Here is a 24,608-nt window from a genome sequence, read left to right as displayed (position 1 = left end):
CTCAGGCTCCTTTCTTCGTCCGGGCGCCACCGATCTTCTTGAGCTTCTCGGTATCGCGCATGACTTCGTCCAGCAACTCTTCCAGCTTGTCGTTGCTGGTCACTTTGTTTCGCAAATCCGCCAGGCGGCTACGAATGTCGAGCAATTCCTTGAGTGGTTCGACCTGGCTGACGACGCGCTGCGGATCGAAATCCTCGAGTCGGGAGAACTCCAGATCGACCCCGAGCTTGGTGTCGTCATTCTTCAGCCGGTTGTCCACTCGGAGATTGAGGCGGGGCGCCATTCCTTTGAGCACCTCGTCGAAGTTATCCCGATCGATCTCGACGAACTTGCGCTCTTTCATTTTTGGCAGCGGCGTTTGGGGATTGCCGCTGTAATCACCCAATACGCCGAGCACAAAGGGAAGCTCCTTCGTCTCGATCGCATCGCCTATCTCAACGTCATAGGTTATCTGGACCCTGGGCGGACGCACCCGCGATAGCTTCTTCTGCGCACTCTCTTTTGACATAACTCTTCCCCTTTCAATGGGTACGTTCGATTAATCCTGCTTTCGATGGCGACTGCTCACGACGATGCGAAGGTGCCGTGACGCTGATCACCGTTTCATCTCCAACTGTCGGCTCATGTCCTCAAGAAACCGGCACAGCGAAGCGAGCCGAAAATCCGGGTCAACGAGTACGCGCCCCAGCGCATAGGACGCCTCTGCGTACATGCAGTGGCTTTTCCAGGCATCTTGTTCCCTGGAAAGATCAAGAGGCATGTCGGGTCCGACATTCCCGCTGAGCATGACGGAGACAAAATTGTCGGACACGCTGCCGACGCTGACCATGAGCGACGAAAGCCCTTCCCGGCTGTTGACAACCAGATGGCTGCACGACCAGCCGCCCGACGACACCGTCATCAGGGATGACAGCAAGGACAACCATGCCGACGCCAGCAAGGCCTGATCTCCACCGGATTCGGGAAGCGGAAGAACGATGATCTGATTGGTCACCCTGCTGTCGAAGCGGCGCAGGTAATCCATGTAGAAGGCAATATTGAGCAATGGCTGCTGAAGGCGGGCGGAATCCCCTTCATCACCGAGAAGCCCCGCCAGCCGCCCGCACGGCGTCTGAGCAAGAAAGCGCTGAACGACACTCGCCGCGAGTTGAAGATCCTCTTCGCCCGAGTGTTCCCATTGAAGGCTGTGTTCGAGGAACTGTCTGCACGAAAGCGCCTCGACCGAGTTCTGTACGGCATTCACCGCCTGGTCACGCAGACCGTCGAAAAACACTTCGTGTGCAATGGGAAGGACCGGCAGGTAGCCGCCAACACCCTCACCCGGATGAATCCGCCCGGCGATCAGCGGGTACAACCGCCCGGCGGAATCCTGGCTGGGAACGAGGACGCCGACCATGACGTGGCGCCGATCTTGCGGAACGTAGCAAAAATCCACCGGAGCGCCCTGGCTGAATGCTTCGCGGAACAAGCTATCGCCCAGTCTCTTTTCCAGCACCGACTGGATGCGCGTATCAAGCTCACGCGCTACGGGATGATTGGCGTTGACACGGACGAAATCCGGACGGCTCGGCAGTTTTCCGCACAGGACGCATGCCGGCTCCGAAAGCGACTCGGCTCGCTGAAACGAGAGATTGAGCATTCAGTTTCCTCTGATCGTTACTCTTTCCGGCAGACTGAGGCTGCGCAGACCGGAGAGTGAGAGCGGGTTGGCACCGCTGACCACGCGGAAATTGAAACGGACCACGCCATCCGCCCCGCCTCCAGCGGCTGCATTGCCGCTGCGCGGATCAAACCGCCATTCCAGCGTGGCGGAACCGTTTCCGCGGTCCTCTACTCGAGCCTGGGTTAGCAAACGCATGAGCCCGAGTCGCCCACCGTGATTCGCCATCGAGGTGGACACGCCGGCAAAGGAGACCACCTGCAACCGCGCTCCCTGTATGCTGGCCTGGGCATTTGGCCAGCTGAACCCCGTCCAGAGTTGGGGACCGTTGCGATAACGGAGGACCTGACCGTCGAGTTCGATCAGAATTTCACTCAACCCTGGCGTCGGAAGCGGCTGCAGCTCGAAGCGCGCGGCATCACCCTCCTGCAAAACAGAATTGCCGACCGAGGACAAAGCCGAAACACCGGACAGGAACGCCGGACTGAAACTCACCCCGAGATTGGCCCAGGTCCGGGGAACAAGTTGCTCCCCGCGCCGCGTCACCAATCCGGCAAGGTGCATATTGACGAACTTCGCCAGCGTTCCTTCACCCGGCTTGAGAAACTTGGAAATATCGCTCATCTGCGCTTCGTTGGCCGAATCGGAAAAAGGGTACTTGCCTGAAAGCAAGCGCCAACTGGCAAGCACCTCAGTACGCCATTTGCGGTTGATATCCTGCTCCACCAGCGGAATCAGAACCGAATACGCCTGTATCAGCGGACGGACCAGCAGCGGTCGTACCGTCTCCTTGACATCGTCAGAGACCGAAGCGAGAAGCCCTCCGTCGACCAACGCCAGTGCCTCCGAAAATTCGGAGCCGGAAGAATTCAGGGTCGCCTGCATCAAGCTACGCGCGGCAGCTCCCGCGTCGGGATTACTCGCCAATTGGGCCAGACGCCCCTTGAGTTTGGAAAGCATGTCCAGATAAGCGGACAGCGGCATTCTCCCCCCCTCACCGGCACGGGTCAGTTCCTGCAGCTGGGAGAACTTCCTGCCAATCTCGCCGAAACTCCGCTCCATCGCCACATTGGCCGTGGCATTCCCGCGAATGAGCTTTTCGGTCCTCTCGATCACCGAACTTTTTGCGCTTTCTATCGACCGGCTTATCTGGGAGGGATTGTCCCAGGATGTTTCATGGGCAGCCGTAGTCAGAATCTGCCGGATGGCGGAGGTCTGCACATCGGACAGTTTCCCGAGAGCCTGCACCGTATTTTCCACAGACCCGAAGTCCTGTATTGCCACCCCCTGCAGGAATTTCTTCCACTCCCGCGCATATTCGGCCTTGTACAGCGCCTCGAGCGCCGCTCTGTTGCTTTCGGAGCCCCCCCCCTTTCCCGAGATCCTCCAAGGACGACGTAGCCAGCACCCAATCGTCCCCCTTGATAGTCCCGCCGGCAGCATCGGCGATTGCGACCTTGAAGTATTTTTCCCAGGCTTCCCGTGTGAACGCTCCGGCAACAGTCGTACTGCCCACCACAACGTCGAGATCGCGGCTATTGAGAATGCGCCCGATGGTCATGGGAGCGAACTGAGTGTTCGCTCGGGCTTTCAGTTCGTTGTAGACACGCTCAACGGCAGAAAGCTGCTTGAAACTGCTGCGCAGGACTTCCCGGCTTGATCCGACGAGATCCTCGCGGTTGTCGATAAGCGGCAAATCATCCGAGGCAATCTGAGACAAATAGAAGGCGACCACGCGCTCCGCCATCCGGTTGATTTCATCCTTGTTGCCCTTTCCGCTGTGTTCCCTCAACCAGGGAAGCCAATACTTCGGAATCTGATCGGACAGATGCGGAACATCCATGCGCTCCTTGTACTTGAGCATCAGATACGTCTTGAGGGCGTTGTAGCTGTCTTCCAGCCGAGTCTCTCCGGATGGGAGCACCCCGGCGAGCGACCTGGAACGATGGTCGTTTCCCGGAGCAGTGACATTCAATTGCGTGCGTATCACGCGCACACCGCTTGCGCCGTGACGCATTGACGCGGGGACAACAAATCCCTTTACTGGCCTGGCATCGGAGAGTCGATAGCCAATGGGTATAAACGGGAGTTCTCCATCGCTTTGAGCGGGTTGCGGCGGCCGAACCTTCTTCGGTGACTCGACGGGCGGCGGCGCAACGGGTGGGACAGTGACAGGGGCGGGGACGGAACCAAGCCCGGCGAGGGTTCTTTCAAGAGCAACCTTGACCGGGGCAAGCATCAGTTCCCGAACCCCCGCGAAGTATTCCAGCCGAAGTACCCGCTCTATCTCGCCGCCTTGATAGAGTCCAACCCCAAGCTTGAAGGGAAGCCCCTCCTGGCGATACTGGTACAACTGCTCGATGCGCAGTTGCAGGACCTGGAGTCCCTTGAGCCGGTCAACCAGTTCATTGCTTCTTGCGAGTTGCCGGGCAACCAGCAATTCTTCCTGCGCCGAGGCAACAAGTTTCTGATTGCCGACGAACGACCATGTCAGCAGTCCAGAGCAGATCGCCAAGGCGCTCAGACCCGCCACCATTCCCGCTACGCGCCAGCGAGCCGCAGCAGGCTTTGTTTGCCGCGTGACCAGGTGGCAATCGGGGAACAGGACTTCGCGAAACAACGACTGCAGGAAATAGCCATCCGCCTTGCTCGGCGGAGCTATATCCGAGCTTCTTTCTTCCAGATCGAAGACCCGCGTAATCCGCTCCCCGGCAACAGCCTGCGGCCGCCCTTCCTGAATGGCACTGGTGAAGTAGAAACCTCGCAACAGCGGCTTGGTGTGATAAGGATCGTGCTGAAACAGCATTTCAACGAACTTGCACAGCGGCTCGCGAAGACTGTTGAACTCGATCGGGAATGCGAACAGCGCTGGCCGGCGCACGTTTCCGCGGCTTTGGGCCAGCCGGTCAAGCCCCATCTGCACCAGCCCTCGCTGCAACACATCGAACTGCTGCCCGACGACACGAGCCGCATCAAAACCGTTTTCCTGGTCATGAGACAGCGTTGCTCCCCAAACGGCATGTCGCTCCTCGGGAGGAATTTCTTCAAAAAACTCCGAGAAACCGGCGACGAGATCCATCTTCGTAAGCACCAGATAAACCGGCATGCTGGCGGCGAACGCGTTGTCTATCTCGTCAATCCTCTCGCGTATCCGATTTGCATAGAGAAAGGACTGTTCCTGGTTGCGTCCCATGAGTTCCGTATAGCTGAGAGCCACCAGAATGCCGTTTACTGGGGCGCGTGCCCGATGTTTCTTGAGCAGCTTGAGGAACTCCAACCACTCCCCACGATCTTCATGCGCCGTCGAGTAACGACCGGCCGTATCGAGTAGAACCCCTTCGGACGAGAAGAACCAGTCGCAATTCCGCGTACCGCTCACCCCGGTCACAGGTTGCCCGTCGCCATAGGGAAAGTTCAGCCCCGACTGGCAAATTGCCGTGCTCTTCCCCGCTGCGGAGTGCCCGATAACCATGTACCACGGCAGTTCGTAGAGGGCCGCCTTTCCTGCCCGCTTTCCAAGTTCCGAGGAATTGAGCTTATCGATCGCTGCCAGCAGTCGCTGGCGGATCTGAGCCACCTCCCGTCGCTGATCCGCACTTGCGCTAATCACCGCCTCATCGGCCTGACGTCGCAACATTTTGTCCAACATACGCCCCGCGCGCTCGGAAAGTGCGCGACCAAGGAGCAAAAGGAGCACCCAGAGAAGCAGGATGCCGACAATGACGTACAGTCGCGATTGCTCGGAAGGCAATCCCAGGTAAGGCCCCGCCAGCCAAACTAGACTGACGAGGATCACAAATCCCAATGAGGAAGCCAACGTCTTGTTGCCAAACAGCTTACGCATCAATCAATCCCCAAAACATCAACAAACAGCATGCACACCCTCCTGGCACATCAAAATGCACTCGCCTCGACATGCCCATAGTCCTTGAGCCACCAACGCCCCCCCCACACCATTCCGGTTCTTTCAGCCTCTTCGCCGAGAACCAGATAGGCTTCCATCGCCCACGGATCACGTTCGGAAATCACCAAACGACCGTCTCGAATCGGCGCTAGATCGGCAGCCTGCCCGAACTGATGCCTGCTCTGGTAAGCACGCGCATTTGTCACGTGCGAGCCTTTGTCAGCCAGCATTTCCTGGCGCTCCGGGCTGCGATATCCTTCGAGGAGGGCGAACACGTACCCGCGCTTTTCAAGCCGACGCAGTAGCTCCAGCACAGGCTTCAGGAACCTGGGATTGAGCCGCCCCCAATCCCGGTTCGCCGCTTCCAGATCATCACGTCCGCTTCCCACAAAAAATGACGGCGGGAATGCTGGAGGAGGAGCCAGATATTCCGGGTCCAGCGCTTTCTGGATATGTGACTGCCGCCCCCATTCCCGAAGCGCCAATGAATCCATCACGATGGAATTGGAAAGGGAGAGCACGACGACGACACCAAGCCCTCCGACCACCAACCCTATCGTCAAATAACCGAACAACTGATTCCGTGTCATGAGACGCCAGAAGATCGCCATGACCGGCTTCACGCACCACGAAGCAACTTGCTTACCCCGCCGTTCAACCACTCCGACCCGAGAAGGTAGAAAAAAACGCCAGCCGATCCACACAGCAAGACTCATGAGCGCTGCCATGCCCGCCAGAACCCCCATCAAGGCCATAGCACTCACGCCGGACAACGTCTCATTGGCGCTGGCCACCATTCGGCCACAAGAGAGCAACAACTTCCTTTTAGCACATTCCTAATACATATAAAAAGATGCGATCGTACTATGAAATTAGATTAACAGTGGATAATATACGCACCAAACATAACTTTTTCTTCGCAAAATCAGAAACATATAACGAACGTCATATCCGTTACGGGATATGACAAATATCATATCAACAAACACACATGCCAAACGAAACAATCACGAAAACACAAAGCCTGTCTGTTTTCCATGCCATCACTCTGTCGATCGTGCTTGCGTGCCTTAGCGCCTGTTCGTCGCCCCCCAAAGGCCCGTTTCAGTATTCGATCAACGCCGAGGGTGACCAGGTGCTGAATCGGGACGTGAATGGGCAATCACTGTCGGTCGTCATTCGCCTTTATCAGTTAAGGGATGCCAACGAGTTTTCGAAGCTGACGTTCGACACACTGATCATCGGGCACCCTGAAACCGAGCTGCTGGGACCTTCGCTCATCAGCAAAACGGATCTGGTACTCGTCCCTGGAGGAACCTACGCCGCCCCGGTGAAACTGCTCGATGAAACCCGCTATCTCGGCATCGTCGGGTTGTTCCGCAAGCCGGACCCCCATCTCTGGCGCCAACTCGTCGACACTCTGGACGCAAAAGGAAATCGCATTGCCGGGGTCAGTTTCCGGGCGAAGGACTGCTACATCGAGATCACCGGCGAGGGGCAACTACTGCTTCCCGGGCAACCTAGCCAACCCAAAGGCGAATGCGGTCCGGGCAATGACACCTCTATCAACCCGCCCCAAACCACACGAAGAGACAATTTGCTCAACGAGGCGAAAAAGCTTCTCTCGGAGCCCTCGCTCGTTAAACACTATCAATCACCGACGGGGGAAACCGCTCAGGGACGCTACACCCGCCAGGCAATCCCGCTTCTCCAAAAATCCTTGCCCTAGCCATCAAATTCGATACACAAGCTCAATACACAAGCTTCCAGCGGCCGGTTCGGCGCTACCAACGTTCAGCCAAAAAAAGAAATCATGTTTGGAACCAATCGCATTCTATGGGGCGAGGGAATGTTTCTTCGCCCACAACATTTTCAGCAACAGACACTGTTTCTAGAAAACTGCCTGACCAACAGCTTGCGCCATACCCGAGCCTATCCCTGGGGAGTCCGGAAATGCGTTCTCGACCAGGAAGCATTGCGGGGCGGACTGCTACGGCTCGACTCGCTGGACGTCGTATTCAGCGATGGGCTCCACGTTGATGCGCCGGCATCAGCCCCCCTTCCCTCGACACGAACCATCGCCGACATACGGAATATCGGAACCGGCACAACGCTTTACGCCTGCCTGCCCTCGCTCAGCACTTTTGGAGGCAATTGTGCCGAAAGCGAAAGCACGCTAGCGCGACGCCCCCGCTACCAGACCTCGCATGTTTCCTGCCCGGACCTTTTTACTGACGCCCTGGAGGCCGACGTATCCACGCTACAACCCAACGTCCGGATGATGGTTGAAGAGGAAAACCGCGACGGTCACCTTAGTATCGCTATCGCACGCATAGAAAAAAATGCTGCCGGCGTGTGGGAACTCAACCCCAGCTTCATCCCTCCCTTGATCGAGCTCGAGGCAAACCACCATCTGACGATGGTGACAAGGCGCCTTATCGACATCCTGATCATCAAAAGCCAGGCGCTGGCGGTGAGACATCGAGAGAGAGTGAAGAGCGTCGTCGAATACGGCACCTCGGATATCGCCTCATTCTGGCTGCTGCACACGGTCAACCGGAGCTTCCCCCTGCTGAACCACTACGCGCTGACACCAACACATCCAGAAACGCTCTACATTGCGCTAGCCCAGTTGTGCGGAGAACTGATGACGTTCTCTTCGACACGAACTCTCGGTGAAATTCCTCATTACGCCCACGAACAGTTGACAGACGTTTTCGCTCGTATCGACGCACTGATCCGGGAACTGCTGGAAACAGTCATATCGGACCGGTACGCACAAATCCCCCTGGACAACACAAAACCCTCGTTCCACGTCGGGCGTCTGGACAGCGAGAGTCTTGTCGAAAACGTCGATTACTACCTCTCCGTATCAAGCGAGCGCCCCACGACCGAATTGCTCGACACGATCCCCCTCAAGCTCAAGGCAGGGTCTCCCGACGATGTAGAAAAGATCCTGAATTCAGCACTGCCCGGCGTTCGTCTTGCCCACGCGGCACAGACCCCATCTGCGCTTCCGGTGCGTGTAGGAAACCACTATTTCGTACTGGAACCACAAGGGCAAATGTTCGAGCGCATGCGCAAGAGCAGAAGCATTTGCATCTACGTTCCGCAAACACTTATCGACATCAAGCTTGAGCTGTTCGCAGTTTTCCGCTGAGAAAAAGAATGACATTGACCATTACCGCCAACAAAGAAGTTGCCACATCTACGACCATCGCTTTCAGCCGCACATTGAGCGAACTGATGGAGGAAGGGATCTACCTTCTTTTCCTTCTACGCGATGGCCAAGCACCCAAATCACATGAGGAATTCCATCGTCGCGTCGGAAGATTCCTCAACCAGTTTGAAACGGACGCCCGCAATCTGAACAAACCAGCAATGGCAATCGAAAATGCCAAGTACGCGTTCTGTGCCGCAATGGATGAAATCATCCTGGCGTCGGACTTTGCAATTCGCCCACAGTGGGAACGAAATCCCCTGCAACTTCGCCTGTTTGGCGAACACCTCGCTGGCGAGAATTTCTTCGAAAAACTTGAAACAATGCGTATCGACCCCGTCGCCAACGTCGAAGTGCTGGAAGTCTGCTACACAGTTCTTCTTCTCGGATTTCAGGGAAAATACCTCATCGAGGGAACCGAAAAGCTCGACTACCTGATCAGCCGCCTTGGGCAGGAGATTGTTCAGGCACGCGGGGGGCGGAATGCTTTCGCGCCCAACTGGCAACTACCGCACCGGTTTCAAAACTACGTCTGCAACGAACTCCCGCTGTGGCTGTTCTTCGCCCTGCTGGGACTCATCGGATGCCTGTTTTTCTTCTCGTTTCGCGGCTGGCTGGGCAATGAAACCGAAACCTTGACTCAAACGCAGAAGCAGCCTGCGCTGGCAGTCCCTCTCCCCGACGATCCGGAAGCCCTCCTGCCCCATCAGAGGCCGGGCAGGTTGCGTACATCGACCTGAGAAGAAGGCACCCAACCCCCCTATGCCTCACGACGTTGCACATGCCGGCTTTGTTCCTTCCGTTCTCGACCGTCTTCTTGACGACAACCCCAGAAACGGTGAAGAAACGTCCTTTTTCCAGGCATTCGACATTCGCGCGCTGAAGCGAGCGGTTGCCCGCGACATCGAAGCGCTACTCAATGCGCGCTGCGTGGACACGGACGAGCACCTGAGCGGTTTTCCCAACACCCGCACATCGATGCTCGATTTCGGCATTACCGACCTGTCGAGCCTGAGTCTTCTCGATCCAGGGGACCGAGCCTATTTGCGCGACAAGATCCGCATCGCCATCGAGAGACATGAACCTCGTCTTGACTCGGTCTGTGTCAGCCTGGACTCGCCGAATGGCACCGAACGCATGCTGCGGTTTCGCGTTGACGCTTATCTGGATGTCGTGCCCACACGTCCGCCGGTCCGCTTCGACGCCACGCTGCAACTATCGACAAGCTCCTACCAGATCCGGGAAAGCTGAATGCTCAAAGAATTGCTGCCGTACTACGAACGAGAGCTCACGTACCTGCGCGAGCTTTCCGGCGAATTTGCCCGCCGTTACCCCAAGATCGCCCGGCGTCTCCTGATCGACGAGAATCAGAGCGAGGATCCGCATGTCGAGCGAATCATGGAGGGGTTCGCCTTCCTGGCCGCGCGCATCCATCGCAAGCTGGATGACGAGTTTCCGGAAATTTCCGAAGCGTTCATGCAGGTTCTCTATCCGCATTACACGCAGCCTTTTCCATCCTGCACCATCCTGCAGATGGAACTCTCGCCGGACAATCCGGAACTCACCGGGAAAGCCGTCGTCCCTCGCCATCACCCCGCCGTATCACCCTCTGTCGGCGGACACCCCTGTCAGTTCCGCACCTGCTACCCGACCGATTTGTGGCCGATGCGGCTAACCTCGGCACGTTTGCAACTGACACAGAACTCCGAGCATCTACGCCGCCTGTGTCCGACAGCCGCCGCAGCCATCTCGTTGCAATTCGAAACGCAAGGCGGCCTGCCCGTCGAAAAACTCGGGTTAGACAAGCTGCGTTTCTATCTCGATGGCGACTCGGGATTGATGGCCTTGCTATATGAGTTGCTCACGGTCGGAACGATACAGATCCGAATCACCGACACGCAGGATACGCCGAGCCACACGCTGGCGCTCCCCGCCACCGCCCTTGCCCCGGTGGGATTCGCCGCCGACGAGACCCTGCTCGATTACGACAACCGCTCATTCGCAGGCTACCGCCTTCTGAGCGAGTACTTTTCGTTTCCGGACAAGTTCCTGTTCGTGGATATCACCGGACTCGATCACCCCGCCTTACGCCATTCTGGTGACAAGTTTACGATCCAGATATTCTTGCACAGCTATGCGGACAGCGAACGCCACAACCGGCTTGCCCAAACGCTGAACGCAGCCAACTTCAGGCTCGGCTGCACACCGGCAATCAACCTCTTCGAGCAACAGGCAGAGCCGCTGCGCATCAGCCACCAAAAAACGTCCTACCCGGTCATCGCCAACGCACGGCGCCAAAGAGCGTACGAAGTCATATCGATCGAGTCCGTTGTCTACGCTGAAAAGAACTCCTCAACCGAGGCTGCGCACATTGTCCCGCCGTTCTATTCGATCCAGCATCACCATCACAACGGCGTTCCGCGATATTACTGGTACGCCACACGCGAAGCGTCTGTACTGGACAACGACAACGGCACAGATGTGGAAATCGCCTTCGTCGACAGCGAATTCTCACCCCACCGGCCCGAACTCGAAGTCCTGTCGCTGAAACTCACCTGCAGCAACCGCGACTTGCCGGAGCAACTCCCGTTCGGCGGCACCACCCAAGACAGGCACGCGGACTTTTCGCTGCCTCAGTTCCCGGTCGTAAAACGTGTTCGTCCGCTACGCAAGCCGACGCGCGCAGCCCGCCCCCCCACAAAGACCGGACTGTACTGGCGGCTGATCTCGCATCTCTCGCTGAATCACCTGTCGATCGTCAGCCAGGGAAAGGACGCTTTGCAGGAGATGCTCACACTCTACAACCTGACGCAATCGCAGCGCATGACCCGCGAAATCCAGGGGATCAAGGCGATTTCCACCCAACCGGCAACGACACTCGTAGCCAGCAAGCATTTCTCGGGGCTGGTGCGTGGGCTCGACATAACGCTCACGCTTGACGAAAGCGCTTTCGTGGGCAGCGGCACGGTTCTTTTCGGCGCTGTCCTTGAGCGCTTCTTCGCGCTCTATTCCGGTCCGAACAGCTTCACACGCCTGACGTTACTCTCTCATCAACCGCAACAGGAGATAGCCAGATGGCCAGCCAGGGCCGGCGAGGCGCTCGTAATCTAGTCGCGGAACTGTTCGCAGAGGGACCGCGCTTCGGCTTCTTCCAAGCCGTTCGCCTGCTTGCGCTCGGACGCGAGGACAGCAACGCTCGAACGATTCCCGCTGGCCTGCGGTTCTCTTCGAAGCTGTCGCTTTCATTTCCCGCCAGCCAGATCGACCGTGTCGCCTTACGCAGACCATCTGCGGAAAAACAGCCTCCATCCGGGCATGCCGACGGCGGCGCCACCGAGGTGAGCGTGAATTTCATGGGGCTGCTCGGCCCCTCTGGAGTTTTGCCGACAGCTTATACCGAACTGCTCATCGACCGGCGCAACCACTTTCGTGACCGTACCGGTCACGCATTCCTTGACATGTTCACCCATCGCGCCGTTTCGCTTTTCTACGCCGCATGGAGAAAGTACCGTTTCTATCTCCCCTTTGAAGCGGGGGAGCAGGACGGCTTCTCGCGCAACCTGCTCGACATCGTCGGTGTCGGACTACGCCACATGCAGCGCCGCCTCAGCCCGGACGACGGTGGAGTCCCGGACCTCTTTCTGATTCACTATGCGGGCCTGCTGTCACAGCGCCCGATTCCGGCAGTCAACATCGAAGCGCTTGTAAAGGGTTTCTTTGGCGTCGAGGCACGACTCGAGCAATTCACCGGGCAGTGGATAAAGCTCCCCGAACAAGAACAGAGCGCCCTGATCAGCGGTCGGAACTGCGTACTCGGACGAACCACCTTCATCGGCGAACGTATCTGGGATCGACAAAACAAAATGCAATTGCGCCTCGGCCCGCTCAACGCCGAGCAATTTTCCCGATTCATGCCTGGACGGCGAGAGATTCTGGCATTGCAGGAATTGATTCGATTCTCTTCGGGACTCACCCTCGATTGTGAAATAAAACTCGTGCTGGAGCGTGACGACATTCCGCGGCCCGCTCTTCAAACGAAGCAGAGTCCTCCTCGCCTCGGCTATTCACTTTGGCTCAATTCACGACCGCCAACAGGGGATGCCGAGGATATCCGCTTCACGTTGCTCAAGTAGGCGGAAACCTGCCAAATACACGCGTTGCCGGCACACAACGGAAAAAATACCCGACTGCGAGCAAGGGCTTCTGTTTCCACGTGCTATAGTTTCGCGCTGTGTCTTATGCATACTCAAGGACTCCGACGTGGTGCTTCAGTTCGATGTTCTCGTGATCGGCAGTGGTTTGGCCGGTCAATCCGCGGCCATCCGGCTTGCAGAAACCTGCAAGGTTGGCCTTATCTGCAAGCGCACGATGGATGACAGCGCATCAGCCCGGGCTCAAGGCGGAATTGCCGCTGTCCTCGACAACAAGGATTCGATCGAGGATCACATCCGTGACACATTCATCGCAGGAGCCCACCTGAACGACCCCGACGCAACGCGATTCGTCGTCGAAAACGGAAAACGCGCCATCGACTGGCTCATCGACCAAGGCGTCAAGTTCACCCGCGACAATGCCGGCTACCACCTGACACGCGAAGGTGGCCACAGTGCCCGCCGGGTTATCCACGTTGCCGACGCAACGGGGTTTGCCGTGCAGGAAGCCCTCACGCAAAATGTCAAGCGACATCCCAACATCACCATTCTCGAAGATCACATCGCGATCGACCTGATCACCGGGGAAAAGCTCGGTCTGTCGGAGAATCGTTGCTACGGCGCCTATGTGCTTGACAACCAGAAAGGCGAAGTGATCACGATCGCGGCGCCCCACACGCTGATTGCGACGGGAGGCGCCGGAAAGGTCTATCTTTACACCACCAGCCCGGACACCTCCTCCGGCGACGGCATCGCCATGGCCTGGCGTGCGGGATGCAACATCGCCAACATGGAGTTCATCCAGTTCCACCCCACGTGCCTGTACCATCCCCAGGCCAAGTCCTTCCTCATTTCGGAAGCCGTTCGTGGCGAAGGCGGACTGCTCAAGCTGCCCGACGGGACGCGCTTCATGCCGGACCACGACCCGCGCGCCGAACTAGCCCCCCGCGATGTCGTAGCCCGGGCAATCGACTTCGAGATGAAGAAACGTGGTCTCGACTGCGTCTACCTCGATATTTCGCACAAACCCGCTGAGTTCCTGAAGGAGCACTTCCCCAACATCATGGCACGCTGCCTCGAGTTGGGCATCGACATTACCCGCGACCCGATCCCGGTCGTTCCGGCAGCGCACTACACCTGCGGTGGCATTGTCACAGACCTGCATGCGCGGACCACCATTCCCGGGCTATATGCGTCCGGCGAAGCCTCCTGTACGGGCCTGCATGGCGCAAATCGCCTCGCCAGCAATTCGCTTCTCGAGTGCCTTGTTTTCTCTGAGGCAGCAGCGAACGACATTCTGGCGCAACCGAAGATCGAGTTTCCCGCTCTTCCCGATTGGGACGAGAGCCGCGTTTCCGACCCCGATGAGGAAGTCGTCATCTCCCACAACTGGGAGGAATTGCGGCGCTTCATGTGGGATTACGTCGGAATCGTCCGCACCACCAAGCGCCTGCAACGCGCCCAGCACCGCATCCGGCTGCTGGAAAAAGAAATTCACGACTATTACGCGAACTTCCGGGTCTGCCACGACCTGATCGAACTGCGAAACCTCGTCGACACTGCCGACCTGATTGTGCGTTGCGCCATGAAACGCAAGGAAAGCCGTGGCCTCCATTTCAGCCGTGACTATCCCGAGCTGCTCAAGAAGGCAAGAAATACGGTGCTCAAGAGACCGGCGCCGCGCCCTTCTCGGCGAACGATATCTTCCAGCGGAGCCAAACGCGAAGCTTCCTGAAATCATCCCCGGATAGGCTATCCGGGAAAATCACCAACGATCGCCCCTTCGCCTCGCCTTCACACCGGAGGCGCAAAATGGCTAGACACGTAAATACGGCACATGCGGGACGCAGAGTGGCAAGCAACTGTGCTCCGGCTGATGTTCGGATATGCAACTCTGCTTCCCCCAACTGAACCGCGACGATGCTCGGGGAGCGTAACGTCAAGCCACCCGAAACAAGCACCGGCACGAGCAGCAAGCCCTGCAAGATCCATCCGACTGGCAGCGCCGATACGCAAAGTGCTGCCGCAGCATGCATCGCTGCCAGCAGCACTTGTTGAATCAGCGACCGGCGCAGTTCGATAAAAACAGGAAACTGCACCGTCTTTCGCTACGACGAGTGGTTACACCCGCCGGAGGACCACGGTGGCGTTGGTACCGCCAAAACCGAACGAGTTGGAAATGGCGACATCAATCTTCATCTGCCGCGCCTCGTTGGCGCAGTAGTCGAGATCGCACTGCTCGTCCTGATTGAAGATATTGATGGTCGGTGGCGACACCTGGTTGTAGATGGCCAGCGCCGAGAAGACAGCCTCGATTCCCCCAGCCGCTCCAAGCAGGTGCCCCGTCATCGACTTGGTCGAGTTGACCACCAGTTTCCTGGCGTGATCACCAAAAGCACGTTTGACCGCAACCGTTTCGGCCACGTCGCCCAGCGGCGTCGAAGTTCCGTGCGCGTTGAGATAATTGACCTCGTCCATGTTTACGCGCGAGTTGCGCAAGGCATTGGTCATGCAGCGCGCGGCGCCTTCCCCGTCTTCGCACGGCGCGGTCATGTGGTTGGCATCGGCACTCATCCCGGAACCAGCAAGTTCGGCATAAATCCGCGCGCCACGGGCCTTGGCATGCTCGTACTCTTCGAGCACCATCACGCCGGCGCCCTCGCTGAGCACAAAACCATCGCGGTCCTTGTCCCACGGCCGGCTGGCTGTCTTCGGATCGTCATTGCGCGTCGACAGGGCGCGAGCTGCACAGAAGCCGCCCACCCCAAGTTGCGATACCGTGCACTCCGCACCTCCGGCAACCATGACATCCGCATCACCGTATTCAATCAGGCGGGCGGCATCGCCGATGCTGTGCGTCCCGGTGGAACAGGCGCTGACCAGCGCGATGTTCGGTCCCTTGTAGCCGTACATGATCGACAGATTGCCCGAAATCATGTTGATGATCGAACCGGGGACGAAGAACGGCGAAATCTTGCGCACGCCCGAGGCGACGAATTCATCGCGGGTCGTCTCGATCATCGGCAAGCCACCAATGCCCGAACCGATGGACACCCCGAAACGCTCTGCGTCAGCGGGATTGGCATCCAATCCGGCATCCTTGATCGCCTGGATACCAGCAGCCAAGCCATAGTGGATAAAGATATCCATGCGGCGCGCATCCCGTGCGGGAAGGTACTGGGTGATGTCGAAGTCCTTCACTTCGCCGGCGATCTGCACGGGGAACGAGGACGCATCGAAACGTGTGATTCGGTCAATTCCCGAACGGCCCGCCAAAATGTTCTGCCAGGCTTGATCGACGGTGTTGCCAACAGGGGAAATGATTCCAAGGCCGGTAATGACGACTCTGCGACGTGTCAATTTATTCTCCGGGAAAACAGGAAAGATGAAGGAGCAAAAGAAAAAACGTCTGTGGACGGCTCCAGCCGGACACAGACGCTTCTCGCTGTCGGAAAATTACTTCTTGTGGCCGACGACGTAGTCGATCGCTTGCTGAACGCTGGTGATCTTTTCAGCTTCGTCATCCGGGATTTCGCATTCGAATTCTTCTTCAAGCGCCATGACCAGTTCGACGGTATCCAGCGAGTCGGCACCCAGATCGTCAACGAAAGACGATTCGTTCTTGATGTCAGCTTCGTTAACGCCAAGTTGTTCAGCAACAATCTTCTTGACGCGTTGTTCGATGTTTTCCATTAAAGGACTCCTTTTAAGAAAGGTTCGTGTATAGAACAAAAACCGTTGGATTCTAACAAACCGACCGGCTCTTACCAATAACAGCGGGCGAACCGGTCAGTCGCCCACTTCCCTTGCGGGCGTTTAACTCATGTACATGCCGCCGTTGACATGGATCGTCGCGCCGGAGATGTAGGCACCTCCCGGCGACGCCAGGAAACCCACGGCAGCGGCGATATCCTCGGGCTGTCCAAGGCGTCCGAGCGGAACGTTGGCGACGAGTGCCGCACGTTGCTTCTCTTCCAGCACCTTGGTCATGTCCGTATCGATGAACCCCGGCGCAACGCAGTTAACCGTAATGTTCCGGCTGCCGAGCTCGCGCGCCAATGCGCGGGACATTCCGGCCACACCCGCCTTGGAAGCACAGTAGTTGGCCTGACCGGCGTTGCCCGCATAGCCGACGACGGACGAAATATTGATGATGCGTCCGTCACGCGCCTTCATCATGCCGCGCATGACGGTACGGCAAAGGCGGAAGACTGCCTTCAGGTTGGTATCGATGACGGCATCCCACTCTTCGTCCTTCATGCGCATCGTCAGGTTGTCGCGGGTGATCCCGGCGTTGTTGACCAGGACGAAAATGCCGCCGAACTCCTTTTCGATCGCTTCGATACCGGCCTCGATCTGCGCTGGATCGCGAACGTCCATGACGATACCGCGGCCAGGAGTCCCTGCTTCGGCCAGCGCCGCGTTGATGCGCTCGGCGTCCTTGTCATTGATGCCGGTGCCAACGATCGTCGCGCCATGACGACCCAACTCGCGGGCAATCGCCGCGCCGATGCCTTGAGCAGCACCGGTGATCAGTGCAACTTTGTCTTTCAAGTACATGAATTACTCCAGGTTGAGGTTCGCTTCGATCGAAGCAACATCGCACAGGGCGATTCCATTGAGTCCTTCTGCGCAACGCTTGACGAGGCCGGCAAGCACCTTGCCCGGCCCACACTCTGCGACATTCGACACATCCATGGTGGCTATCTTCTGGATAGTCTCCACCCAGCGCACGGGAGAGTACGCCTGACGAATGAGCGCATCCTTGATCTTTGCAGGGTCGCTTTCGATCGCGACGTCGACGTTATTGATCACTGGAATGCTTGGCGCCTTGAATTCAAGCTCGGCCAGACGCGCACCGAGTTTATCGGCTGCGGGGCGAATAAGTGACGAATGGAACGGTGCGGAGACCGGCAGAATGACCGCTCGCTTGGCACCACGCGACTTGCATCCATCGCAGGCACGCTCGACGGCCGCCTTGCTGCCGGCGATCACGGTTTGCCCCGGACCATTGAAATTGACCGGTTCGACAACCTGCCCGTCACCGACTTCGGCCATTGCCTCAGCACAAGCCTCGCGAATCTTGTCATCGTCGAGATTCAGAATCGCCGCCATCGCGCCCGCCCCAACCGGTACGGCTTCCTGCATCGCAGATGCGCGCAGGCGCACCAGCGGCACGGCATCCTTGAATTCGATCACGCCTGCCGCGACGAGAGCAGAATACTCGCCCAGACTATGGCCGGCGACGACTGAAGGCAAACGCCCGCCCATCTCCAGCCACAGGCGGTAGGCCGCGATCGCCGCGGTCAGCATCAGTGGCTGCGTATTGACGGTTTGCGCCAGGAGTTCGGCCGGGCCCTCGGCAACGAGTTGCCACAGATCCTGCCCCAACGTCGCCGACGCCTCATCGAACGTCGAGCGCACGATGGCGGCGTCGCCGTAGGCGTTCATCATACCGACCGACTGCGACCCCTGCCCCGGAAAAACGAAAGCGAATGCCATAGGATATTCCCTTCCCAAGTTAGAACTGGAGCAGCACCGCACCCCAGGTAAAGCCGCCACCGACACCTTCAAGCATGATTTTCTGCCCGCGCTGGATGCGTCCATCGCGAACGGCCGCGTCGAGCGCCAGCGGAACGGACGCCGCCGACGTATTGCCATGCTGGTCCACAGTCACGATGACGTTACTCATCGGAACACCAAGCTTCTTGGCCGTCGACTCGATGATGCGGATGTTGGCCTGATGCGGAATCAGCCAATCGACATCGGTGGTCGCCAAGCCAGCGTTGTCGCAGCATTCCTTGGCTACATCGAAAAGCACCCGGACGGCAAACTTGAAGACAGCCTGGCCATCCATGCGCAGGAACGGGTCACCGGTCACCTGGCCGCCACAAACTTGGCCCGGAACAGAAAGAATACCATTCTGCGAACCGTCGGCATGCGCCGCGGTGGCAAGAATACCCGGAGTTTCGGAAGCCTCAAGAACGACAGCGCCGGCCCCATCACCGAACAATACGCAGGTCGTACGATCCTTCCAGTCGAGAATCCGCGAGAAAACCTCCGCACCGACGACAAGAGCCCTTTTGTGACTGCCGGAACGAATGTATTTGTCGGCAATGTTCAGTGCGTAAACAAAGCCGCTGCAAACCGCCTGCACATCGAAGGCCATCGCGCCGACGTTGCCGAGCTTTCCCTGAAGCAGGCAGGCCGTACTCGGGAAAATATAATCCGGCGTCGAGGTCGCGACAATGATCAGGTCGAGTTCGTCCGCCTTCACCCCGGCCGATTCGAGCGCACGGCGACTGGCTTCAAAAGCCATCGCACTGGAGGTAGTTCCTGCTTCCGCAAGGTAACGGGTACGAATTCCGGTCCGGGTGACAATCCACTCGTCGGTGGTATCGACGCCCCGCCGGGCCAGATCATCGTTACTCACGGGTGATCCCGGCAAATAGCTGCCGACACCTGCAATACGGGCAAACATGCTATGCAATCTCCTGAATCGGTTGTTGCTGCGCCTGGAGGGCTACGCGCTGACAGATGCGTTCGAGAACCTGATTGCGGACCGTATCCGCCGCCCGGTCGAGCGCGTTACCGAACGAAAAGGCATCGGCCGAACCATGACTCTTGACCACGATACCTTTGAGCCCGAGCAAACTCGCCCCGTTGTAGCGACGATGATCGACACGCCGCTTGAAATGCTTGAGGACAGGCAATGCCACCAGCGCGGCCATCTTGGTAAACACCGTGCGGCCGAATTCCTGGCGCAGGAAGGTCGCAAGCATCTGCGCCAAACCTTCGGACGCCTTGAGCGCGACATTGCCGACAAAACCGTCGCAGACGACGACTTCGGCCTCGCCCTTATAGAGCCCGTCGCCCTCGACGTTGCCAACGAAATTCAAACCGGAGTCCTTCAACAACTCCGCGGCACGCTTGACGACTTCGTTGCCCTTGATGTCTTCTTCGCCGATATTGAGGATGCCGACGGTAGGACGGTCCTTGTGCTCAATGGCACCGACCAGCGAGGCCCCCATGATGGCGAACTGCAACAGGTGCTCCGGCGAGCAATCGACGTTTGCCCCAAGGTCGAGAACATGCACATGACCCGACATGGTCGGCAGGATGGCGCAAATCGCCGGCCGATCGATCCCTGGCAACATTTTCAGGACGAAGCGAGAGATAGCCATCAGCGCGCCCGTATTGCCTGCAGACACGCAGGCATCGGCCTCGCCGCTCTTGACGAGATCCAGCGCCACGCGCATCGAAGAATCCTTCTTGGTACGAATGGCCAACGCAGGTGACTCATCCATCGCCACAACTTCGCTGGCATGGCGAATAACCAAGCGCGACAGATCCGCGCCAGCAAGCAAGGGGCGAATCCGTTCTTCGATCCCCACCAGAATGGCACGCACATCCTCGTGCTTGCGCACGAAGTCCAGCGCAGCCCGCACGGTGACGTCAGGACCGTGGTCCCCGCCCATGCAGTCGATGGCGACAGTAACAGTCATCCAATAAGGCAAAAGAAAAGGCAGGCTACCCACCCACGGGAATCGACCTGCCTAATTCAAGAGTCTTATTCAGCCGAGCCTTTGGCAACCTTCTTGCCACGATAGTAGCCGGACGGGCTGACGTGGTGACGCAAATGAACCTCACCCGTGGTCGGCTCGATGGCGAGCGGCGGATTGGTCAGAAAATCGTGAGCGCGATGCATGCCACGCTTGGACGGGGATTTTTTGTTCTGTTGAACGGCCATGATTACTCCATTTTCAAATTCACTGCGCTTTGCCCTTCAGCCCCTTCAATACAGAAAAGGGGGAAACCTTCTCCACACTCTGGACGCCTTCAGGCAACGCACAACTTTCGTGACGTGGCGCTGGCGGAAGATCGAGAATGATCTCGTCCTCAATCAACTCCACAACATCGAGTTCCTTTTGCGCAACGAGAAAATCCCTGGAATCATCCTCGATCTCCTCCTGCGTCAATTCCTCTTCGTCCTTGACGAACTCCAGCAGGCTACGAACCTTGACCGGATAGTCAACTCCCTCGAGGCAACGCTGACAGCGAAGCGACAGCACGCCGTCAAGTCGCAACACGAGCTGCGCCTCGTTCCGCGGCCCCAACCGCCCATCAACCCGATAACTGATCGTTCCAGCCGGATCGGCAAGCAAATCAAGCAGCCGCGTCAGCCCTGCGACAAGCAATTCACCTTGCAGCGAACCACCTTCCCGCGCAAAAACCAGACTGTCAATAACGACTCGCTGCGACATAAGGCGCGCATGATATTATTTTCGCCCCCCGAAGTCAAAGCAATCCACGCAACTATCTGGATTTTCTCTTTTTTTCCGCTTTTGCTGCGAAAATGCAGTCATTTTCGCCTAACTTCCGATGACTTGCAGACAACTGGTTCTCGCATCCACATCTCCGTTCCGCCGCGAGTTGCTTTCGCGCCTCGGAATTCCCTTCGAAACGGCCAACCCGCAGACAGACGAATCGCCGCTGCCCGGTGAAGCTCCGGAAGCAACCGCCCTGCGACTTTCCGAGGCCAAGGCCCGCGCCGTGGCGCACATTTTCCCTGATGCGCTGATCATTGGCAGCGACCAGGTTGCCGTCCTGGATGGACAGATCTTCGGAAAGCCCGGGACGCATGAGAAGGCCATCGGCCAGTTGAAGACCATGCGGGGCAAAACCGTCGATTTCTTTACCGGTCTTTGCTTACTTGATAGCAAAACAGGTAAAGCGCACGTGCGCGGCATACCGACGCTGGTGACGTTCCGTGAACTGACTGACGATGAAATCGAGAACTACCTTATCAGGGAGCGCCCATACAACTGCGCAGGTAGCGCCAAATCGGAAGGACTCGGGATTGCCGTCATCGCGCGGATGGAGGGTGACGATCCGAATGCACTGATCGGACTGCCGCTGATCGCCCTTTGCGACCTGCTCGGCGAAGCCGGCCTGCCGGTGCTGGGTTCGCATCCATGAAGCCGGGGAAGTTGTTCCTGGTCCCGGTCCCGCTGGGCTCGACCGCCGTCGATGTCGTTCTGCCGGCGTCGGTAATCGAAACCGCACGCCGCCTCACCCGCTTCGTTGCAGAGAATGCGAAATCGGCACGCGCCTTCCTGAAAGCCTTGCCCACGGAAACCCCGCTGCAGCAAATCGCCATTCAGGAGTTGAACGAGCACACACCGCACAAGCAGTTGCCCGAACTGCTCGCCCCTTTGCTGGACGGGCACGATGTCGGCTTGATCTCCGAAGCCGGCTGCCCGGCCATTGCCGATCCCGGCGCGGCACTTGTCGCGCTGGCGCACGAGGCAGACATCCCGGTAATTCCGTTCGTAGGGCCGTCCTCGATATTATTGGCGCTGATGGGCTCGGGCCTTTCGGGGCAGAACTTTTCCTTCCACGGATATCTTCCGGCCAAGGACGAGCCACGCCGGCGCAAGATCCAGGAACTGGAACGAGAGTCACGCAAGGAGCAGCGAACCCAACTGTTCATCGAGACCCCCTACCGCAACCGGCAAATGCTGCAGACCCTGATCGGGACCTGCGCGCCGGCAACCCGCATCTGTGTCGCTTCGAACCTCACACTGACCACCGAACGCATTATCACGCGGACGGTGCACGACTGGAAAACCGCTGCATTTCCCGATATCGACAAGCAACCGACCGTATTTCTGCTGCAAGCGTAGCGCCATGGCGTGACCCGCGTAAAACACGGGGTTATGATGTCGCCGAAACCGGAGATATCCCGAATGCGTTTTGTCGCCCCTGAACGATTCGCAGAGCTCAAGGCCACCGGCAAGCTGCCGTCGCCAAAGGGGGTGGCATTGTCGATCATCCGCTTGTTGCAGCGTGAGGATTACCGCGTTTCGGATCTCGTGCAACTGGTACAGTCAGATCCGGCGATCGCCGGGCGCATACTGTACTTCGCCAATGCGGCGGCATTCGGCCGCTCGCGTCCGATCATCTCTCTCCAGCGGGCGATCGTCGCTCTCGGCTCGTTCCGGGTGCGTGATCTTGTTATCGGCTTGTCGGTCATGCACAACCACCGTGGCGGCTTGTGCACCGAGTTCGACTACGAAAGATTCTGGGGGCACTCGCTGGCTACCGGGATCGCCTGCCAGGAGTTGGCCCACTTCGCCCAGATTGCCAGCGAGGAAATTTTCACCATCGGCCTGCTCTCCCGCGTCGGAGAACTGGCGCTCGCCACCCTTTTCCCGGACGAATACGCAGGCATCCTGATCAAGGCGCGCGAAAAGGATCTGCCGATCGCCGAACTCGAACAGCGGTGTTTCGCCATGGACCACCATGAACTCGGCGCAAGTCTCCTCTGCGAGTGGGGCCTGCCGGAAGTTCTGATCCAGGCCGCCTTCCACTTCGAGAACCCGGACGCCGCGGAGTTTACCGACGGATCCCGTGCCCACATCCTGACGCAGTCGCTGAGCTTCGCCAGCGCGCTGGCGCAGATTTGCATGGTCGACGAAGAATCGCGCTGGAGTCTGCTCCCCGGCCTGCTGGCAAGAGCGGCGAGGTTGGGCATCGGCGGCGAAACGCTGAACGAACTGGTCGACCGGGTCGTCGCCGGCTGGCGGGAATGGGGCGCAAAATTGCAGGTACGCACCCGCGATGTGCCGCCGTTCGCCGAAATCCTCGCAGCCACGCCGCCGGTCCGCCGCATGGGGACAGTCGCGGCTGGCGAAGACCGCCGCTCCCGCGCACCATGCCTCAACGCACAACTGATCGGCATTCCGCTGAACGAGCTCAAGCCACTGATGCATCTGCTCGAATCGATGGGGCATCAGCCGGTGCTCGTCGAAGAGACGCCCGTCGGACTGGCCAAAGCCTTGCGACGGCCCGCGCCGATCATCATCGCTGACATGTCGATGCCGGGACTCGACCCTGCCCGCTTCTGCCACACCCTCCGCCAGAGTGTCGACGGCGAAGACAGCTATGCGCTGTTCCTGGCCACACCGAATCAGGAACAGCGGGCGCTGGAACTCATTGCCGCGGGGGCCGACGACGTGCTCGTGAAACCGGTCAACGAGCAGGCGCTACGTGTACACCTGACGACAGCGGTGCGGATGCTGATTTTGCGCGAACAGATTCATCGTGAGCGCCAGGGCATCATGCGTTCGACCGACGCCTTCGCCACCGCCCAGAAGCGGCTGCTGCAGGACGCCCTGACGGACCCCTTGACGCAACTGCCCAACCGGCGCAACGGCATGGACTTCCTGGCCTCCGAGCTCGTCTTCGCGCAATCGAGCGGCGCACCGCTGGCCTGCCTGATGCTGGATATCGATCACTTCAAGAAGATCAACGACAACTACGGCCACGCGGCCGGCGACGCAGTGCTGGGGCAACTGGCGGAGATTCTCCGGCGCGCCTCGCGTGCCGAGGACATGATCTTCCGCTATGGCGGCGAGGAGTTTGCCGCGATCCTGACCAACGCCCCGCCGAAAATCGCGCTGCAGATCGCAGAACGGATCCGCGCTCAGGTCGAAGCCTCGTCTTTCCTGTGGGAAGGCAGGCGAATCCCGGTCACACTGAGCATCGGCGTTGCGGTAGCCAGCGGCAAGACTGCCGACGGCGAAGCGCTGATCCGCGCTGCCGATACGGCGCTATATCAGGCCAAGCAGTCCGGGCGGAACCGCGTTGTCGCAGACGCGGCGCAATAAC

The 24,608-nt window shown here is 58.5% G+C and carries 23 protein-coding genes and 2 pseudogenes; 10 read left to right on the top strand and 15 right to left on the bottom strand.

The annotated features are described in order from the left end of the window. Position 1: 1 nt before the first annotated feature. From tssB to BO74_RS07610, 6 genes and pseudogenes are all read right to left on the bottom strand, one after another. Positions 2 to 508: a type VI secretion system contractile sheath small subunit gene (gene tssB / locus BO74_RS07635; RefSeq protein WP_496441257.1), complete on the bottom strand. Its 507-nt coding sequence runs from the start codon at positions 506 to 508 to the stop codon at positions 2 to 4. Between the two features lie 87 nt (positions 509 to 595). Continuing rightward, on the bottom strand, positions 596 to 1,639 hold the full coding sequence (gene tagF / locus BO74_RS07630; protein WP_496441256.1) for a type VI secretion system-associated protein TagF: 1,044 nt from the start codon (positions 1,637 to 1,639) through the stop codon (positions 596 to 598). Beyond that, complete coding sequence (locus BO74_RS07625) at positions 1,640 to 2,881, bottom strand: type VI secretion IcmF C-terminal domain-containing protein (protein ID WP_496441284.1); 1,242 nt, start codon at positions 2,879 to 2,881, stop codon at positions 1,640 to 1,642. Between the two features lie 6 nt (positions 2,882 to 2,887). Next, a pseudogene (locus tag BO74_RS07620) lies at positions 2,888 to 3,103 on the bottom strand (ImcF-related family protein); the annotation flags it as partial. Next, positions 3,054 to 5,504: pseudogene (gene tssM / locus BO74_RS07615) on the bottom strand (type VI secretion system membrane subunit TssM); the annotation flags it as partial. The pseudogenes BO74_RS07620 and tssM, both read right to left, overlap by 50 nt. A 50-nt stretch (positions 5,505 to 5,554) precedes the next feature. After that, the gene (locus BO74_RS07610) at positions 5,555 to 6,361 is read right to left on the bottom strand and encodes a M15 family metallopeptidase (RefSeq protein ID WP_496441254.1); all 807 of its coding nucleotides are present in this window, start codon (positions 6,359 to 6,361) and stop codon (positions 5,555 to 5,557) included. A gap of 194 nt (positions 6,362 to 6,555) precedes the next feature. Between BO74_RS07610 and tssJ the strand changes: the two genes are divergently transcribed. The 7 genes from tssJ to nadB all read left to right on the top strand — a co-directional run bounded on the left by tssJ (position 6,556) and on the right by nadB (position 14,670). Then, positions 6,556 to 7,293, top strand: a complete 738-nt coding sequence (gene tssJ, locus BO74_RS07605; RefSeq protein WP_496441253.1) for a type VI secretion system lipoprotein TssJ — start codon at positions 6,556 to 6,558, stop codon at positions 7,291 to 7,293. Between the two features lie 84 nt (positions 7,294 to 7,377). Continuing rightward, a complete protein-coding gene (gene tssK, locus BO74_RS07600; protein ID WP_496441251.1) occupies positions 7,378 to 8,724 on the top strand; it encodes a type VI secretion system baseplate subunit TssK in 1,347 nt (448 codons plus the stop codon). 8 nt (positions 8,725 to 8,732) lie between these two features. Then, positions 8,733 to 9,524, top strand: coding sequence for a type IVB secretion system protein IcmH/DotU (gene icmH, locus BO74_RS07595; RefSeq protein ID WP_496441250.1), 792 nt, complete (start codon positions 8,733 to 8,735; stop codon positions 9,522 to 9,524). Positions 9,525 to 9,546: 22 nt separating this feature from the next. Further along, positions 9,547 to 10,035 (top strand): type VI secretion system baseplate subunit TssE, encoded by a 489-nt coding sequence (gene tssE, locus BO74_RS07590; protein WP_496441249.1) that lies wholly within the window; start codon positions 9,547 to 9,549, stop codon positions 10,033 to 10,035. Then, positions 10,036 to 11,895, top strand: a complete 1,860-nt coding sequence (gene tssF / locus BO74_RS07585) for a type VI secretion system baseplate subunit TssF (RefSeq protein ID WP_496441248.1) — start codon at positions 10,036 to 10,038, stop codon at positions 11,893 to 11,895. It abuts the gene before it with no gap. Next, positions 11,859 to 12,917 (top strand): type VI secretion system baseplate subunit TssG, encoded by a 1,059-nt coding sequence (gene tssG / locus BO74_RS07580; RefSeq protein ID WP_496441247.1) that lies wholly within the window; start codon positions 11,859 to 11,861, stop codon positions 12,915 to 12,917. Before tssF ends, tssG begins: the two co-directional genes overlap by 37 nt. 127 nt (positions 12,918 to 13,044) lie before the next feature. Next, positions 13,045 to 14,670: an L-aspartate oxidase gene (nadB, locus tag BO74_RS07575; RefSeq protein ID WP_496441245.1), complete on the top strand. Its 1,626-nt coding sequence runs from the start codon at positions 13,045 to 13,047 to the stop codon at positions 14,668 to 14,670. Here the strand turns inward: nadB and BO74_RS07570 are convergent. The 9 genes from BO74_RS07570 to BO74_RS07530 form a co-directional block, all read right to left on the bottom strand. Continuing rightward, entirely contained in the window at positions 14,600 to 14,971 is a 372-nt protein-coding gene (locus BO74_RS07570) for a protein YgfX (protein WP_496441283.1), read from the bottom strand. The genes nadB and BO74_RS07570 overlap by 71 nt on opposite strands. Before the next feature lie 85 nt (positions 14,972 to 15,056). After that, the gene (gene fabF, locus BO74_RS07565; protein ID WP_496441244.1) at positions 15,057 to 16,295 is read right to left on the bottom strand and encodes a beta-ketoacyl-ACP synthase II; all 1,239 of its coding nucleotides are present in this window, start codon (positions 16,293 to 16,295) and stop codon (positions 15,057 to 15,059) included. A 96-nt stretch (positions 16,296 to 16,391) separates the two neighbouring features. Further along, a complete protein-coding gene (gene acpP / locus BO74_RS07560) occupies positions 16,392 to 16,628 on the bottom strand; it encodes an acyl carrier protein (protein WP_496441243.1) in 237 nt (78 codons plus the stop codon). A gap of 123 nt (positions 16,629 to 16,751) precedes the next feature. Then, positions 16,752 to 17,495 carry a 3-oxoacyl-ACP reductase FabG gene (fabG, locus tag BO74_RS07555; protein ID WP_496441242.1) on the bottom strand — a complete coding sequence of 248 codons (744 nt, stop codon included), beginning with the start codon at positions 17,493 to 17,495 and terminating at the stop codon, positions 16,752 to 16,754. A gap of 3 nt (positions 17,496 to 17,498) precedes the next feature. Continuing rightward, positions 17,499 to 18,437 carry an ACP S-malonyltransferase gene (gene fabD, locus BO74_RS07550; protein WP_496441241.1) on the bottom strand — a complete coding sequence of 313 codons (939 nt, stop codon included), beginning with the start codon at positions 18,435 to 18,437 and terminating at the stop codon, positions 17,499 to 17,501. Between the two features lie 19 nt (positions 18,438 to 18,456). Then, entirely contained in the window at positions 18,457 to 19,416 is a 960-nt protein-coding gene (locus BO74_RS07545) for a beta-ketoacyl-ACP synthase III (RefSeq protein ID WP_496441239.1), read from the bottom strand. Between the two features lies 1 nt (position 19,417). Then, complete coding sequence (gene plsX / locus BO74_RS07540; protein ID WP_496441238.1) at positions 19,418 to 20,440, bottom strand: phosphate acyltransferase PlsX; 1,023 nt, start codon at positions 20,438 to 20,440, stop codon at positions 19,418 to 19,420. Between the two features lie 65 nt (positions 20,441 to 20,505). Beyond that, the gene (gene rpmF, locus BO74_RS07535) at positions 20,506 to 20,685 is read right to left on the bottom strand and encodes a 50S ribosomal protein L32 (protein ID WP_496441237.1); all 180 of its coding nucleotides are present in this window, start codon (positions 20,683 to 20,685) and stop codon (positions 20,506 to 20,508) included. 19 nt (positions 20,686 to 20,704) lie between these two features. Then, positions 20,705 to 21,199: a YceD family protein gene (locus BO74_RS07530; RefSeq protein WP_496441235.1), complete on the bottom strand. Its 495-nt coding sequence runs from the start codon at positions 21,197 to 21,199 to the stop codon at positions 20,705 to 20,707. Between the two features lie 118 nt (positions 21,200 to 21,317). Here BO74_RS07530 and BO74_RS07525 point away from each other — a divergent pair, with 118 nt between their 5' ends. From BO74_RS07525 to BO74_RS07515, 3 genes are all read left to right on the top strand, one after another. After that, entirely contained in the window at positions 21,318 to 21,914 is a 597-nt protein-coding gene (locus BO74_RS07525; protein WP_496441234.1) for a Maf family nucleotide pyrophosphatase, read from the top strand. Beyond that, positions 21,911 to 22,621, top strand: coding sequence for an SAM-dependent methyltransferase (locus tag BO74_RS07520; RefSeq protein ID WP_496441232.1), 711 nt, complete (start codon positions 21,911 to 21,913; stop codon positions 22,619 to 22,621). Before BO74_RS07525 ends, BO74_RS07520 begins: the two co-directional genes overlap by 4 nt. A 63-nt stretch (positions 22,622 to 22,684) precedes the next feature. Beyond that, positions 22,685 to 24,607 carry a sensor domain-containing diguanylate cyclase gene (locus tag BO74_RS07515; RefSeq protein ID WP_496441231.1) on the top strand — a complete coding sequence of 641 codons (1,923 nt, stop codon included), beginning with the start codon at positions 22,685 to 22,687 and terminating at the stop codon, positions 24,605 to 24,607. Position 24,608: the final 1 nt, after the last annotated feature.

The sequence above is a fragment of the Propionivibrio pelophilus DSM 12018 genome (assembly GCF_059569095.1).
The sequence above is the reverse complement of the archived record's forward strand: the minus strand, read 5'-3'. Positions and strand labels throughout refer to the sequence as shown.